This window comes from Aeromonas sp. 96A, assembly GCF_051919165.1.
Classification (GTDB): Bacteria; Pseudomonadota; Gammaproteobacteria; order Enterobacterales; family Aeromonadaceae; genus Aeromonas; species Aeromonas veronii.
Map to the genome: position 1 here is coordinate 2,876,845 of NZ_JBQBFE010000001.1, position 14,077 is coordinate 2,890,921.

The window sequence follows — 14,077 nt, forward strand, 5'->3', positions numbered from 1 at the left end:
TGTGGATCATAGCGATATCGCCTCGCCATCTTGCGGCACCCGTACCCGATCCATCATGCCCCGGTCCACCAGATAGTCGCGTAGCTCCTGGCGTGACAGCACGGCGTGGTTGACCGCCTCCATATGACTGGCGATCAGCGTGGCTTGCGGTGCGGCCTGATAAACGGCGGCGACATCCTCCTTGCCCATGATGATGGAACCGAGTCCGGGCACCTGTGCATCACCGCAGTTGAGGATGATGACCTCGGGTTGATGCTGTTGCAGGGCTTGCTCGACCGAGGGATGCCAGATGGTATCACCGGCCAGATAGAGGCTCTGTTCATCGGGATGGGAGAAGAGCACGCCGCATACCTCTCCCATGCGCTCGCCCAGTACCGCCATCAACTGGTCGCTGCCGTGCTGGCCACCGGTCTGCTGCAGGCGAATGCCGGCAAACTCGGGCTGGTCGCTCAGCAGGCGCACATCCTCAAAGCCACTGGCACGAATGGCATCGGCATCCTTCTGATGTTGCACCAAGAGCGGCAGATGCTTGGGGATCAGGGCTCTGGCTGCGTCATCCCAGTGGTCGGGATGGTCGTGGGTGACGATAACGGCGTCCACATCGACCAGATCATCTATCGGCAGCGGCAGCTCGACCAGCGGATTGCGCAGCTGGCTGTTGGCGGTGCCCTCAAAGCCGGGGAAAGCCCCCTTGGCCGAGAGCATGGGGTCGATCAGAAAGCGGGTGCCGGCATAGTCGAGCAGCAAGGTGGCGTTGCGAACTTGGGTAATCTTCATGGGGTGGCTCCATGTTGGCTGGTGGATATGCAACCAATTATGGGGTGCGGAGCGCATTGCCATCAGTGGCCCACGGGTCGATTATCATCACTATCGGGCCAACAGGTTGATGTTCTACAGACCGGCGCGGCCATTTAAAAAATTTGAAAAAATCCCCTTGAAAGAAAAAAGTGAGCCCCTATATAGGTAACAAGGCCGGAACGCTCGACAGAGGTTTCGACCAGGCGCCCGTCCATAAGGAGGGCAAACAATCCGTTATCGCTCATAAGAGGGTAATACTATGCGTTCTATCGACTTTTCTCCGCTCTATCGTTCTGCCATCGGTTTCGATCGTCTGGCCAATCTCATCGAATCTGCGGCCAGCAATGGCAATGCCGGTTATCCCCCCTACAACATCGAGCAGTTGGGTGACAACGACTACCGCATCAGCATGGCGGTGGCGGGCTTTACCCAGGAAGAGCTGGAGTTGAGCTTCCAGGAAAATCTGCTGACGGTGAAGGGCAACAAGCAGGCCGACACCGGGCGCAACTATCTCTATCAGGGGATCGCCGAACGTGGTTTCGAGCGCCGCTTCCAGCTGGCCGACTATGTGCGGGTGAAAGGGGCCGACCTGAAAAACGGCTTGCTGCACATCGAGCTGGTGCGTGAAGTGCCCGAAGCGATGAAGCCGCGCAAGATTGAGATCAACGGCTGATAGCCTGAATTCACTGAAATTTTAAAATTTCCCGGGTGCCGATGACGGGCCTGTGGAGAGTTGAACCTGTTGCTTATTAGAAGGATAGGATTATGCGTAACCTCGATTTTTCTCATCTCTATTCCAATGCTGTCGGCTTCGAGCGGATGGCCCGTGAGCTGGAAGGTCTGTTCGAGCAGAAGACCGCCGCTTACCCCCCGTACAACATTGAAAAGCGCGATCAGGATGGCTATCGCATCACGGTCGCCGTGGCTGGCTTCGAGCGTGAAGAGCTGGAGCTGGAGACCGAAAACGGCACCCTTAAGGTGAAGGGGCGCAAAGGGGCTGCGGCCGGTGAGCGTCAGTTCCTCCATCAGGGGATTGCCGAGCGTGACTTCGAGCTGGCCTTCAAGCTGAGCCAGCACGTGGAAGTGCAGGGCGCCAAGCTGGAGCATGGTCTGCTGACCATCGACCTGGCCCGCGAACTGCCGGAGGCACTCAAGCCCCGTGCCATCCCCATCGGTAAACCCGAGCAGCTGGCGCTGCCCGGCTAAGCAAACCGGATCGCGATAAACAACAAAGGCCTGCATCTGCAGGCCTTTCTGTTTTTGTATCGCTGGATTGGATTAACCAGCGTAGAGGGTGTTGATCTCGTCGGCCAGAATGGCGATGCCGCGGCGCACCAGCTCCTCGCTCTGGGAGTAGTTGAGGCGGATGCACTCCTGGCTGTGGCGCCACTCGGGGTCATCGATGCCGGGGAAGAAGTAGTGACCCGGCACGATCAGCAGGTTCTTCGCCTTCAGTCGCTCATAGAGCTCCTGACAGTGGATCGGCAAGCCTTCGAACCAGAGCCAGAGGAAGAGGGCCCCTTCCGGTTTGTGAATGTGGAAGCGCGGGTCGGGGATCGCTTCGCGCAGCAGCTGCACCGCCAGCTCCGCCTTCTGCTGATAGAAGGGCTTCACCACCTGTTCGCTGAGAGTGATGATATCGCCGCTCTCGATCATCGGGATGGTGATGGCGGGCCCCAGACTGCCCGGCGCCAGATTGATGATGCCGCTGAGGTTGGTGATGGCCTGGATGATCTTCTCGTCGGCGATGACGATGCCGCAGCGGGTGCCCGGCAATCCCAGCTTGGAGAGGCTCATGCAGAGGATGGTGTTGGCATTCCAGAACGGCTTGGCTTCGCTGAAGATGATGCCGGGAAAGGGCACACCGTAGGCGTTGTCGATCAGCAGCGGGATCCCCTTGTCGCGGGCGATCTGATCGAGGTGTTCGATCTCTTCGTCGGTCAGCACGTTGCCGGTCGGGTTGGTCGGGCGGGAGACGCAGATCACTCCGATGTCGTCACCCACCTGCAGGCTCTCGAAATCCACATGGTACTTGAACTGGCCATCGGGCAGCTTCTCGATGGTGGGCTTGTAGGCCACGAAGTAGTCGTCGGCCAGCGCCGAGTCGGCATAGCCGATGTATTCGGGGGCGAGCGGGAACAGCACCTTCTTCTTGCGGCCGTCGGCAAATTCACCGGCCAGCAGGTTGAACAGGTAGAAGAAGGCATTCTGGCTGCCGTTGGTCAGGGCGATATTACGGGCCGAGATATCCCACCCCAGCTCCTTGCTGAGCAGGGCGGCCAGTGCCCTGGTGAACCTGTCTTTGCCCTGGGGGCCATCGTAGTTGGCCATCGCTTTGACCAGCTCGCCGTTGTCGAGCAGGCTCTTGGCCTCGGCCTGAAAGCGTTCCAGCATGGCGGGGATCGGGGCCGGATTGCCGCCACCCAGCATGATGGCGTCCGGATTGGTCAGCCCCTGATTGAGGTCATCCATGAGTTGGGTAATACCGGCGTGGCGAGTGAACTTCTCGCCGAACAAGGAAAATTCCATTCGGTGACAGATCCAGAGTCAGTTACGAAGATGTAGCACCATAGCTCAGTTTAAAAGCGGGTGTCGATCAAAAAGATGGAACGTTCCACGTGGAACATGGCGCAAAAATCAAGCGTGGTTAAAAGCACCAACTGTTGGTTTAAAAATGACCTGGCGGAATGCATTTTGCGACTCAATTTGCTGTCGCAAGATAGTTAATTTAAACAAAATCATCATGTTATGAATTGTGCGAGTTGGCGCAACAATTGGCACAACTATTGGAATAGCTATCTGGTCATCTCAACCATACCGGAGCAAACCAGATGCAAAGCCTGATCGCTACCCTGATTGTGAGTGCCATGAGCCTGAACGTGATGGCCAACGAAAACCCGCGGCCCGAGCTGGAGAGTGCCCAGCTGGAGCAGGATGTGCAGAGCGAGTTGCAACAGGCATCCCATGCCGTGGTGCAGGATGCGTTGCACAATCTCAAGCCGCTGGCGCTGGATACCCTGGTGGTGGAGGCGAGTCAGGCTGTGGCGACTCACCCCGAGAGCTGAGGTAGCGCAGGGGGGTCTGTCCCGTATGTTGTTTGAAGAAGCTGATGAAGGCGCTGTCGCTGGAGAACTCCAGTGCAGCGGCAATCCGGCTGATGGACTCGCTTTCGGCCAGCAGCTCCATGGCGCGCAACAGCCGCCACTGCTGACGCCACGCCTGATAGCTCATGCCGGTCTCCCGTATAAAGATGCGGCCAATGGTCTTGTCACTGGCACCCACCCGTTCGGCCAGCCGGTTGAGCCGATCGGGCAGGGCATTTCCCCGTTTCAACTGCTGTAGCCAGTCGCCCAGTCTGGGATCGGTCGGCAGCGGTAGTTGCCACGACTCCCGCGGCGCCAGCCCCAACTCCTCCATAAACAGTGCCACCATCCGTTGCTGCTGCTCCTGCGGTTTGTCCCACGGCCAGAGCGCCATCCGCTCGATCAGTTCGTGCAGCAGCGGATTGACCGCCAGCACCTCCAGCGTGACGGGCAACTCGGGGTGCGGCTGGAAGTAGAGGGAACGGTAGGCCACCACACCACGCATCAGTACCCGATGGGCAGTGCCCGCTGGCAGCCAGGCCGCACGGGTAGGTGGCAGCAGGCAGACCCGACCTTCCAGCTCCATGGTCATGCAGCCAGATTGGGCGAACAGCAGCTGATGGCGTTGATGCTGATGTAGGCCAGAGTCGTGCCAGCCGAGCGCGGAGGCGATGCCGATCACGCTGCCCGTCAGCTGGTCGGGGTCAAAAGGGTGATCGGGAAGAATAAAGGCCATATGTCCGATTTTTGATGTTTATAGTCCTGCTTATTGTAATCAGACAATTGGCATATCTCAGAATGGCGACCTCTTATGAAGGAGGCTTGTCATGAACAACAAGTTGCCACCGCTCTGGCTGGTGGTGGGATTGATGATGTTTCCCCAGATTGTGGAAACTATCTACAGCCCGGTACTGACCCACATCGCCACCCAGTTTCAGGTGAGCGAGGGGCAGGCATCCCAGACCCTGTCGGTCTACTTTTTGGCGTTTGCGGTAGGCGTGGTCTGCTGGGGACGGCTCTGCGATCTGATCGGGCGGCGGCCCGCGATGCTGGCCGGTCTGCTGACTTACGGTGCGGGCAGTCTGCTGGCATTGATGGCACATCAGTTTGAAACCCTGCTGCTGGCCCGTGTCATCTCGGCCTTTGGCGCCGCAGTTGGATCCGTAGTGACCCAGACCATGCTGCGCGACAGCTATCAGGGTAGCGATCTGGCGCGGGTCTTCTCGGTGATGGGCATTGCGCTCTCACTCAGTCCGGTGCTGGGGTTGCTAAGTGGCGGCCAGCTGGCGAGCGGGTTCGGCTATCTCGGGGTGTTCAGCGGTCTGCTGATACTGGCGGTTTGCTTGTTGCTGGTTGCCTGCTGGCAGCTGCCGGAAACCCGTCCGGTTACTACCCAGCGAGTCGCACTCTGGCCGCTGGCATGCCGGATGATGAAGGATGGCGGACTCTGGCGCAGTGCCGTACTGGTCGCCCTGTTCAACACCATGCTGTTTGGCTACTACAGTCTGGCCCCCTTCCTGTTTGCTGGGTTGGGATTGAGCACCGGCGAGTTTGGTTACTCGGGGATCTTGCTGGCGCTGGCGACCCTGCTCGGCAGCCTGCTCAACAAGCATCTCCTGGGGAGGGGGTGGCTGCCGTCATCTCTGGTCAGACTGGCTTGCGCTCTGGCGCTGGTTACCGGGCTGCTGGTATGGGCGACTCAGGGCAGCCTCTGGTTCCTGTTGCCCATGATGGGAATCGTGGTGGCCTATGGGGTGGCGATCCCCAATGTGCTGAGTCAGGCGCTGTTGGCCTATCGCGAGGTGGCGGGTAGTGCTGGCGCCCTGTTCGGGCTCGGCTACTACCTGCTGCTCAGTCTGGGGTTGGCGGTGGCGGCCGGATTGCAGGATCTCGGCCTGTTGCTGAGTGGCTGCGGTCTGTTGGTGCTGCTTTGCAGCGGGCGTTGTTCCACGTGAAACGTCAGTTGCCGATAAAGCGGTAGCCGATACCGGATTCGGTCTCGATAAGCGTCGGTTGCTGGGGGTTATCCCCCAGCTTTTTGCGCAGACTGGCGATGACGATGCGCAGGTAGTGGGTGTCCTCCTTGTGGCTCGGCCCCCAGATGTCGTTGAGCAGCTGGGTCTGCATCACCAGCTTGCCGGGGTGGCACACCAGCGCCTGCAGCAGGGCGAACTCCTTGCGGGAGAGGGGAATCTCCTCGTCTTTCATGGTCACCTTGTGGCTGCTGACATCCAGCGTCAGGCCGCATTGGGGGAAGTGGCGCCGCTCGCCACTGCTGACGCCAGCCCGCTGGCGCAACAGCACACGGATGCGGGCCATCATCTCGCCGATGCCAAACGGCTTGCTCATGTAGTCGTTGGCACCGGCATCCAGCAGCCGCACCTTCTCCTGCTCCGAATCGCGGGCCGACAACACCAGCACCGGATTGGGGTGGTGTTCGCGAATGGCCTGCAACACCTGAATGCCATCGCCATCCGGCAGACCGAGATCGAGGATCACCAGATCGGGGTTGAGGTGGCGATACTGCTCCAGCCCTTCATTGACCCCCACCGCCTCACTCACCTGATGCCCCTCGGCAATCAGGCTGATCCGCAGAAAGCGACGGATCGCCGCTTCATCATCTATGACCAGAATGTGCGCCATCGAACCTCCAGAGGCGAATGGTGGGAGGGGCTGAGTGACCCAAGCTGGCGGTCAGCCATCATACCTCCGGTGAATTGAGGGCGAGCGGCAGGGAGATGCGCATGCAGGTTCCGTTGCCATTGGGGCCGGAGAAGGCCCAAATCTTGCCGCCGTGGGCCTCTATCATAGCGCGGGAAATGGCGAGGCCAAGTCCGGTGCCACGGCTACCGCAATCGCCCACCGGCTGGGTGTAGAAGAGGTTGAAGATCTTCTCCCGATCCGATTCGGCGATACCGACCCCGATATCGATGATGTCGATGATGAGGTCGGGTTCGGCCACCATTACCTTGAACTCGATGGGGGTGCCTGCCGGCGAGTAGCGAGAGGCGTTGTCGAGGATGTTGACCAGCACCTGCTCGATCAGGGCGCCGTGCACATAGAGCTGGGGCACATGCTGATCGAAATGGACCAGCAGCTTGTGCTGGCGCCAGGAGGAGTCGAGCCGCTTGCGGGCGCTCTCCACCAGATCCGCCAGATCGACCCAGTCCCGTTTCAGCTGGAAGTCGGGGGAGCCGATGCGGGTCATATCCAGCAGATTCTGCACATAGCTGTGCAGGCGGCGCGCCTCCTCCTGCACCGAGTGGAGCAGTTCGTCACGGTCTTCGGCGGGGATCCGGTCACCATATTCCAGCAGGGTGCTGCCAGCCCCCATGATGGTGGCCAGCGGTGTCTTCAAATCGTGGGAGACCGAGGAAAGCAAGGCTGCGCGCATTCGGTCGGTCTCCGCCTGCAACTGGCTGTCGGCCAGCCGCTCGTTGAGGTCGATCCGCGCCAGTGCGGCGCGAATGTCGGTGAGCAGCGCTTGCAGCTGATGCTCGGCAGAGGAGGAGAGCGGATTGGCCAGTGTTATACCGATCACCAGATCGTCGCTGAGATGATGATACTGGGCCTCGGCGGCATTGAGGGTGGCGGTGTGGGCCCCGGCGCTCTGCTTCTGGGCCAGACACCAGTCGATAGCCGCCTTGTCGGTCTGGCCGGGCCTGTGCTTCTCGTTGCCGAGCCTGTCGTTGAACTCCTTGTCGATCACCACGGTCGGCTGGCCTAGCGCCAGTGCAATGGCCTGGGCACCTTGTCTGAGCACCTCCTCTGGGCTGCTGGCGGTGGCCAGCCCCTGACTGAGGGAGAGCAGGGCATTGCCCAGCTGCTGGGTCTCGCGCAGACCGATCAGCTGTTGCCGCTGGCGGGAGGCGAGCCGTCCCGCCGTCATGCCGACGATAAGCAGCACAAACAGGGTGAGCAGGTCGCTGTGGTTGGCGACGCTCAGGGAGAAGTAGGGGGCGGTGAAGAGCAGGTTGTGGGCGATAAAGCCCAGCACCGCCGCCAACGTGGCGGGTACCAGGCTGGTGGTGAGGGCCGTCGCCAGCACCCCCAGCACGAAGATGAGCGGCAACGCTGCGGGTGGTAGCCAGTAGGAGAGCCCCCAGGCGGCGGCCGAGGTGATCCCCATGATGGTCACCGCCAGCAGGCTGTGGTGAATATCCTTCGGGGTCGGGACGCGCATTCCCACTTCGGGCTTCTGCTTCTCGGTATCGACCAGCGTGATTTCGAGCCCCTGCGCCTGCTTGAGCAGGTGCTGCACCAGCGAGCGGCGCCACGGCGCCTTGTGCGGTTTGCCGAGCAGCAGCTGGGAGACCTGCTGCTGCTCGGCGGTCTCCAGCAGGGTGTTGGCGACCGCCGGACTGGAGAGGGTCAGCACCTTGGCACCGAGGTGGGAGGCGAGCGCCAGCGCCTGCTCCACATCAGCAGAGCGGCGGCCATTGCTGTCGACATGCACCACCAGCCACGGGAGCTGACGGCGCTGGGCAAAGCGGTGGCCGTAGCGCACCAGCGCCGAGCCGTGCAGGTCACCGAGGCAAACCATCAGCTTGCCCCGCAGCGGCAAGGTGCTCTTGCCTGCTGCTTGCCACTGCAGTTGCAGATCGCCCTCCACATGGCTGGCGGCGGTCTGCATCGCCAGTTCCCGCAATGCGGTGAGGTTGTTGAGGGAGAAGAAGGATTGCAGCGCAGCCTTGGCCTGATGGGGCACATAGACCTTGCCCTCCTTGAGGCGGCCGAGCAGCTCCTTGGGGGGCAGGTCGATCAGCACCAGACTGTCGGCTTCCAGCAGCACCTGATCGGGCAGGGTCTCTTTCACCCTGACCCCGGTCAGCTGCCACACCAGATCGTTGAGGCTCTCAAGATGCTGCACGTTGAGGGTGGTGTAGACGTCGATCCCGGCGTTGAGCAGCTCCTCCACATCCTGCCAGCGCTTCTCGTGGCGGCTGCCGGGGGCGTTGCTGTGGGCCAGCTCGTCCACCACGGCGATGGCCGGTTTGCGGGCGAGCAGGCCGTCGAGATCCATCTCCTCCAGTCGCTGCTGGCGGTGCATGTGGATCTTGCGCGGCATGATGGCGAGCTTGTCGAGCAGGGCCAGCGTATCCTGACGGCCATGGGTCTCCACCACACCGATCTGGATATCGACCCCCTCTTTGGCCTGTTCCCGCACCGCCTGCAGCATGGCGTAGGTCTTGCCCACGCCGGGAGCGGCGCCGAGAAACACCTTCAGCTTGCCCTTGTGCTCCTGTTCCAGGCTCGCCAGCAGGGCGTCGGCCCTTACCTCATCACGCATCCCCATGCTCCTGCATCAGACTCGTCAGCAGGGCGTCAGCGCTTGCTACATCAGCCATTGTTATCCCTATCGAGCCAACCGCCCGTTGCGAAAATCGAGGTCATCACCAAACCGGAATGGGCACCATCAGGCGCCCTTTTGATGATCCAGTTGCAGATTCAGCTGGAGAATGTTGACCACCTGCGGGCCAAGGATACCAGCTTGTGTGGCCGACTTGACCTGCTCCGTCAGTTGGGCGGGATCCAGCCCACGTTCTTTGGCGACGCGGTCGACCTGAGCCAGCACCGCATCCAGCGGCAGGTGGGGATCGAGGCCGGAGGCGGAGCGGGTCAGCATGGCGGGGGAGCTGGTTCCAGGCTGTGCCTTGGCCACCTGTTCGGCAAACTCTGCCCGCAGCGGTGAGCTCATCCCCAGATTGCTGGCGCTGCCGCCAATGGTGTTGAAATCGCTGGCGGAGGGACGGGGATGGAAGTAGTCAGCCCGCTCGAATTTCTGTGCCAGCAGGGCGCTACCGATGAGTTGCTGCTTGCTGTCGGTCAGCTGGCTGCCGTTGGCCTGCCAGGGGAAGAGCAGCTGGGCCAGTCCGGTGACGGCCAGCGGATAACCCACGCCCAGCAGCAGGGTCAGGGTCAACAGGGTTCTGATTGCGATCATGATGGATATGCTCCGAATTCGTTGTGTGGATGCGGGCTGACCCGCATCCCGGTTATGTCGTTACACCAGACCCAGGCCGGTAATGACCAGGTCGATCAGCTTGATGCCGATAAATGGCACCAGCAGGCCGCCGACACCGTAGATCAGCAGGTTGCGGCGCAGCAGGCTGGCGGCCGACCCCTTCAGGTCGACACCGCGCAGGGCCAGCGGTACCAGCGCTACGATGATCAGGGCGTTGAAGATGATGGCCGACAGGATGGCGCTCTGCGGGCTGCCCAGCTGCATCAGGTTCAGTACCCCCAGTTGCGGGTAGGCGGCGATGAACAGGGCCGGCAGGATGGCAAAGTACTTGGCCACGTCGTTGGCGATGGAGAAGGTGGTCAGGGCGCCACGGGTCACCAGCAGCTGTTTGCCGACCAGCACCACATCCAGCAGCTTGGTGGGGTTGGAGTCGAGATCCACCAGATTGCCCGCCTCCTTGGCGGCCTGGGTACCCTCGTTCATGGCCAGACCCACATCAGCCTGTGCCAGTGCCGGTGCGTCGTTGGCACCGTCACCGCACATGGCGACCAGACGGCCATCGGCCTGCTCCTGCCGGATATAGGCGAGCTTCTTCTCCGGCGTCGCTTCGGCGATGAAGTCATCCACCCCTGCTTCGGCAGCGATGGCGGCGGCCGTTTTCGGGTTGTCACCGGTGATCATCACGGTACGGATCCCCATGTGGCGCAGGATTTGGAAGCGGGCCTTGATGCCGGGCTTGATGATGTCCTTGAGATAGACCACCCCCAGCAGCTGTTCATGGGTACAGACCAGCAGCGGTGTACCACCCTGACGGGCGATGTTGTCGACACACTTGAGCACCAGCTCCGGTACCGCTTTGCGGTCGAGGGAGAGGTAGTTCAGCACCGCATCGACAGCCCCCTTGCGATATTGGTGACCGTTGCGATCCAGTCCGCTCAGACGGGTCTCGGCACTGAAGGGGATCACCTTGTCATCGTCCAGTTGGCTCGGTTTGGTGTGGCTCTTGCCCGCCAGAGTCAGGATAGATTTACCCTCGGGAGTGTTGTCACCCAGCGAGGCCAGCATGGCCGCTTGTGCCAGCAGGGCCGGGTCAACGCCGGGTGCCGGGATCAGTTCGTCAGCCATCCGGTTGCCGAAGGTGATGGTGCCGGTCTTGTCCAGCAGCAGGGTGCGCACGTCACCGGCCGCTTCGACGGCCCGGCCCGATTTGGCAATCACGTTCAGTTTCACCAGTCGATCCATACCGGCAATGCCGATGGCGGAGAGCAGGCCGCCGATGGTGGTCGGGATCAGGGTGATAAAGAGCGCGATCAGGTAGAGGCGCGGGACCTGAGTGCCGTTGTAGTCGAGGAACCAGGGCAGGGTGGCGACCACCAGCAGGAAGATGAGGGTCAGCCCGACCAGCAGGGCATCCAGCGCCATCTCGTTGGGCGTTTTCTGGCGCTTGGCCCCTTCCACCAGTGCAATCATGCGATCCAGCGTGCTTTCGCCCGGATTGTTGCTGACGCGTACCCAGATCTCGTCTGAAACGACGGTGGTATTGCCGGTTACACCGCTGCGATCGGTACCCGATTCGCGGATGACGGGGGCGGATTCGCCGGTGATGGCGGCCTCGTTGACCGAGGCGATACCGGCGATTACCTCGCCGTCGGCCGGGATCATCTCGCCGCTGCGTACCAGCACCAGATCACCCTTCATCAGGCTGGTGGCGGGGACCCATTCGCCCTGACCATCTTTTGCATTAGCCACCCGACGGGCCTTGAGCTGGCTCATGCCAGCCTTGAGGCTGTCGGCCCGCGCCTTGCCGCGACCTTCGGCCAGGGTTTCGGCGAAGTTGGCAAACCAGAGGGTGAGCCAGAGCCAGGCTGTCAGCTGCCAGGCAAGCGAGGGGGCGACGCCGGAGAACGGCTGCCCCAGCAGTGACTCCACCGTCGCCATGACTGCTGCCAGCCAGAGGGTGAACAGGATGGGGCTGCCAAACAGCGCCTTGGGATTGAAGCGGTAGATGGCTTCAACCATGGCCTGCAGGATCTGCGATTGCTGTTTTTTGCCCTTCACCAGCATGGTGTCGGGACTCATTGAAGTGGACTTGCTCATTTAGAAAGCTCCCAGCATCAGATGTTCTGCCACGGGGCCCAGTGCCAGCACCGGCAGGAAGGAGAGGCCGCCAATCAGCAATACGGTGATGATCAGCAGGGTAATGAAGAGCGGGCCGCGGATCGGGAAATCCCCCTCGCTTATCTCCTGACGCGGAGCGCGGGCGAGCTGGCCGGCGATGGCCATGATGGGGATGATGTAGCCGAAGCGACCGAGCAGCATGGCCAGACCGATGGCAACGCACTGCCAGTTGTCACCGGCAGCAAAGCCGGCGAAGGCTGAGCCGTTGTTACCGGCAGCCGAGGCGTAGGCATAGATGAGGCGTGACAGGCCGTGCGGGCCATCGTGGCCTATGATAGTGGCCGCATCCGGCATCAGCAGAGTGACGCCGCCGATCACCAAAACCCCCACCGGCATCACCAGCATGCTGGCGACGACCCACTTCATCTCGGTGATACCGAGGCGCTTGCCCAGATAGGTCGGGGTACGACCCACCATCAGACCGCACAGGAAGACGGTGAGCAGCACAAACAGCATCATGCCGTAGATGCCGGCGCCCACGCCGCCGAAGACCACCTCACCCAGCAGCATGTTGATCATCGCGACCATGCCGGAGAGAGGGGCGAAGCTGTCGTGCATTGAGTTAACTGAGCCGTTGGAGGCTGCGGTGGTCGCCACTTCCCAGATACTGGAGAGCACCGGGCCGAAGCGGCTCTCCTTACCCTCCCAGTTGCCCGCTTCGCTGGCAAGATGAGTCAGGGCCGGATCCAGTTTCATCTCCTGAGTGATGGAAACGAAGAGTCCCAGTGCCAGCATGATGGTCATGGCAATGACGATAGCGCGGCTGTGGGCCATGTCTTTCACATAGCGGCCCAGAGTAAAGACCATGGCGGCGGCGATGGTGAGCAGGGCGACCATCTCCAGCCAGTTGGAGAGGGCTGTCGGGTTCTCGAACGGATGTGCCGAGTTGATGCCGAAGAAGCCGCCGCCGTTGGAGCCAAGCTGCTTGATGGCGATCTGCGAGGCCGCCGGGCCGAGGGGCAGCAGCTGCTCCTGACCTTCCACACCGTGGAACGGCAGATAGGCTGACAGGCTTTGCGGCACCCCTTGCCATACCAGCACCAGCGCCATGATCAGCGCGATGGGCAGCAGCACATAGAGGCAGAAACGCACCAGATCCTGCCAGAAGTTGCCAAGGTTGATGGTCTGCTGGCGGGCGATACCGCGGAACAGGGCAATGGCGACGGCGGCGCCCGTCCCTGCGGAGACGAAGTTCTGGGTGGTCAGGCCCACCATCTGGCTGAAGTAGGAGAGGCTGGCCTCACCGGAATAGGCTTGCCAGTTGGTGTTGGTCATAAAGCTGACCGCGGTGTTGAATGCCAGTTGCCAGCTCAGACCCGGCAGTTGTTGCGGGTTGAGGGGCAGCAACCCCTGCGCCATCAGGATCAGGAACAGTAGACCGAAACCGGCGCCGTTGAAGGCCAGCAGGCTGAGGGCGTAGGACTTCCAGTCCTGCTCCCGTCCATCGGTGCCACAGCAAGCCAGCGTGGCGCGCTCGACCGGTGCCAGCCAGCGGATTTTGCCTTCAAATACCCGGTAGATGTAGTTGCCCAGCAGCGGTGCCGGCAGCAGAACCAGCAGCACGAAGGCCACCGGATAGATTATTTCTTGCCACATGTTCTAGTTCCTCACTCGTGGTCACGGTGCGTCAGGGCACGCATTGGATTGCCCACGAGGCTCGGCAGTTTGCTGGCCACCGGGTAGATAATTTCTTGCTGCATATAGGTAGTCCCTCACTCGTGACTGCGCGTGAGTGCGCGCATCAGATAGGTCATCAAGGCGAGGACGAGCAGCAGATATAGCCAATTCATATCGACTCCATTGAGATAATTAGCTGCGAGAGCCGATGTAAGACCATATCGACTCTGTTGGTGTCATTGACGCTGAAAAGGGTATGTAAAACAGGCGTAAAGGCGCCATAAAGCGCCATGTGGCAGGCGTAAAATCGGCGTAAAGAACGACTGATTTGCGAGAGAAATAGCGAGGAGGGATCAAAAAAACCCGGCCTGAGCCGGGTTTGGGTGAAGGGGTTATATGGCTGTAGATGCCGGCTGCTCGTGACAGGCCAACTTCA

At 61.2% G+C, this 14,077-nt stretch carries 12 protein-coding genes; 4 read left to right on the forward strand and 8 right to left on the reverse strand.

Going from position 1 to position 14,077, the window contains the following annotated elements:
- Positions 1-6: 6 nt before the first annotated feature.
- Entirely contained in the window at positions 7-777 is a 771-nt protein-coding gene (locus tag ACTG2W_RS13215) for an MBL fold metallo-hydrolase (RefSeq protein ID WP_128834586.1), read from the reverse strand.
- A gap of 280 nt (positions 778-1,057) precedes the next feature.
- Here ACTG2W_RS13215 and ACTG2W_RS13220 point away from each other — a divergent pair, with 280 nt between their 5' ends.
- Positions 1,058-1,471, forward strand: a complete 414-nt coding sequence (locus ACTG2W_RS13220; protein WP_005339298.1) for an Hsp20 family protein — start codon at positions 1,058-1,060, stop codon at positions 1,469-1,471.
- Between the two features lie 92 nt (positions 1,472-1,563).
- Positions 1,564-2,004 carry an Hsp20 family protein gene (locus ACTG2W_RS13225; RefSeq protein ID WP_005339297.1) on the forward strand — a complete coding sequence of 147 codons (441 nt, stop codon included), beginning with the start codon at positions 1,564-1,566 and terminating at the stop codon, positions 2,002-2,004.
- A 72-nt stretch (positions 2,005-2,076) separates the two neighbouring features.
- Here the strand turns inward: ACTG2W_RS13225 and ACTG2W_RS13230 are convergent, their stop codons facing one another.
- On the reverse strand, positions 2,077-3,327 hold the full coding sequence (locus ACTG2W_RS13230) for a valine--pyruvate transaminase (protein WP_106844441.1): 1,251 nt from the start codon (positions 3,325-3,327) through the stop codon (positions 2,077-2,079).
- Positions 3,328-3,629: 302 nt separating this feature from the next.
- Between ACTG2W_RS13230 and ACTG2W_RS13235 the strand changes: the two genes are divergently transcribed.
- Positions 3,630-3,863 carry a hypothetical protein gene (locus ACTG2W_RS13235; protein WP_106844440.1) on the forward strand — a complete coding sequence of 78 codons (234 nt, stop codon included), beginning with the start codon at positions 3,630-3,632 and terminating at the stop codon, positions 3,861-3,863.
- On the opposite strand, the gene ACTG2W_RS13240 is transcribed toward ACTG2W_RS13235, so the two are convergent.
- Positions 3,793-4,617, reverse strand: coding sequence for an AraC family transcriptional regulator (locus ACTG2W_RS13240; RefSeq protein ID WP_106844439.1), 825 nt, complete (start codon positions 4,615-4,617; stop codon positions 3,793-3,795). The two genes, ACTG2W_RS13235 and ACTG2W_RS13240, sit on opposite strands and share 71 nt — an antisense overlap.
- Before the next feature lie 91 nt (positions 4,618-4,708).
- On the opposite strand from ACTG2W_RS13240, the gene ACTG2W_RS13245 reads away from it, so the two are divergent.
- On the forward strand, positions 4,709-5,836 hold the full coding sequence (locus ACTG2W_RS13245) for a multidrug effflux MFS transporter (RefSeq protein WP_106844438.1): 1,128 nt from the start codon (positions 4,709-4,711) through the stop codon (positions 5,834-5,836).
- 4 nt (positions 5,837-5,840) lie between these two features.
- On the opposite strand, the gene ACTG2W_RS13250 is transcribed toward ACTG2W_RS13245, so the two are convergent.
- The 5 genes from ACTG2W_RS13250 to kdpA form a co-directional block, all read right to left on the reverse strand.
- On the reverse strand, positions 5,841-6,524 hold the full coding sequence (locus ACTG2W_RS13250) for a response regulator (RefSeq protein ID WP_005357169.1): 684 nt from the start codon (positions 6,522-6,524) through the stop codon (positions 5,841-5,843).
- A 58-nt stretch (positions 6,525-6,582) separates the two neighbouring features.
- Complete coding sequence (locus ACTG2W_RS13255; RefSeq protein ID WP_106844437.1) at positions 6,583-9,171, reverse strand: sensor histidine kinase; 2,589 nt, start codon at positions 9,169-9,171, stop codon at positions 6,583-6,585.
- A gap of 126 nt (positions 9,172-9,297) precedes the next feature.
- Complete coding sequence (locus ACTG2W_RS13260) at positions 9,298-9,825, reverse strand: potassium-transporting ATPase subunit C (protein WP_106844436.1); 528 nt, start codon at positions 9,823-9,825, stop codon at positions 9,298-9,300.
- Positions 9,826-9,885: 60 nt separating this feature from the next.
- Positions 9,886-11,943 (reverse strand): potassium-transporting ATPase subunit KdpB, encoded by a 2,058-nt coding sequence (kdpB, locus tag ACTG2W_RS13265; protein ID WP_440016261.1) that lies wholly within the window; start codon positions 11,941-11,943, stop codon positions 9,886-9,888.
- A complete protein-coding gene (gene kdpA / locus ACTG2W_RS13270; protein ID WP_106844435.1) occupies positions 11,944-13,620 on the reverse strand; it encodes a potassium-transporting ATPase subunit KdpA in 1,677 nt (558 codons plus the stop codon).
- Positions 13,621-14,077: the final 457 nt, after the last annotated feature.

What these genes read in the sequence shown, in the direction of transcription:
- ACTG2W_RS13255 (WP_106844437.1), bottom strand. Translation starts at nt 9,171, where the DNA reads ATGCGTGATGAGGTAAGGGCCGACGCCCTGCTGGCGAGCCTGGAACAG.
- ACTG2W_RS13215 (WP_128834586.1), bottom strand. Translation starts at nt 777, where the DNA reads ATGAAGATTACCCAAGTTCGCAACGCCACCTTGCTGCTCGACTATGCC.
- ACTG2W_RS13245 (WP_106844438.1), top strand. Translation starts at nt 4,709, where the DNA reads ATGAACAACAAGTTGCCACCGCTCTGGCTGGTGGTGGGATTGATGATG.
- ACTG2W_RS13260 (WP_106844436.1), bottom strand. Translation starts at nt 9,825, where the DNA reads ATGATCGCAATCAGAACCCTGTTGACCCTGACCCTGCTGCTGGGCGTG.
- kdpA (WP_106844435.1), bottom strand. Translation starts at nt 13,620, where the DNA reads ATGTGGCAAGAAATAATCTATCCGGTGGCCTTCGTGCTGCTGGTTCTG.
- ACTG2W_RS13240 (WP_106844439.1), bottom strand. Translation starts at nt 4,617, where the DNA reads ATGGCCTTTATTCTTCCCGATCACCCTTTTGACCCCGACCAGCTGACG.
- ACTG2W_RS13235 (WP_106844440.1), top strand. Translation starts at nt 3,630, where the DNA reads ATGCAAAGCCTGATCGCTACCCTGATTGTGAGTGCCATGAGCCTGAAC.
- ACTG2W_RS13250 (WP_005357169.1), bottom strand. Translation starts at nt 6,524, where the DNA reads ATGGCGCACATTCTGGTCATAGATGATGAAGCGGCGATCCGTCGCTTT.
- kdpB (WP_440016261.1), bottom strand. Translation starts at nt 11,943, where the DNA reads ATGAGCAAGTCCACTTCAATGAGTCCCGACACCATGCTGGTGAAGGGC.
- ACTG2W_RS13225 (WP_005339297.1), top strand. Translation starts at nt 1,564, where the DNA reads ATGCGTAACCTCGATTTTTCTCATCTCTATTCCAATGCTGTCGGCTTC.
- ACTG2W_RS13230 (WP_106844441.1), bottom strand. Translation starts at nt 3,327, where the DNA reads ATGGAATTTTCCTTGTTCGGCGAGAAGTTCACTCGCCACGCCGGTATT.
- ACTG2W_RS13220 (WP_005339298.1), top strand. Translation starts at nt 1,058, where the DNA reads ATGCGTTCTATCGACTTTTCTCCGCTCTATCGTTCTGCCATCGGTTTC.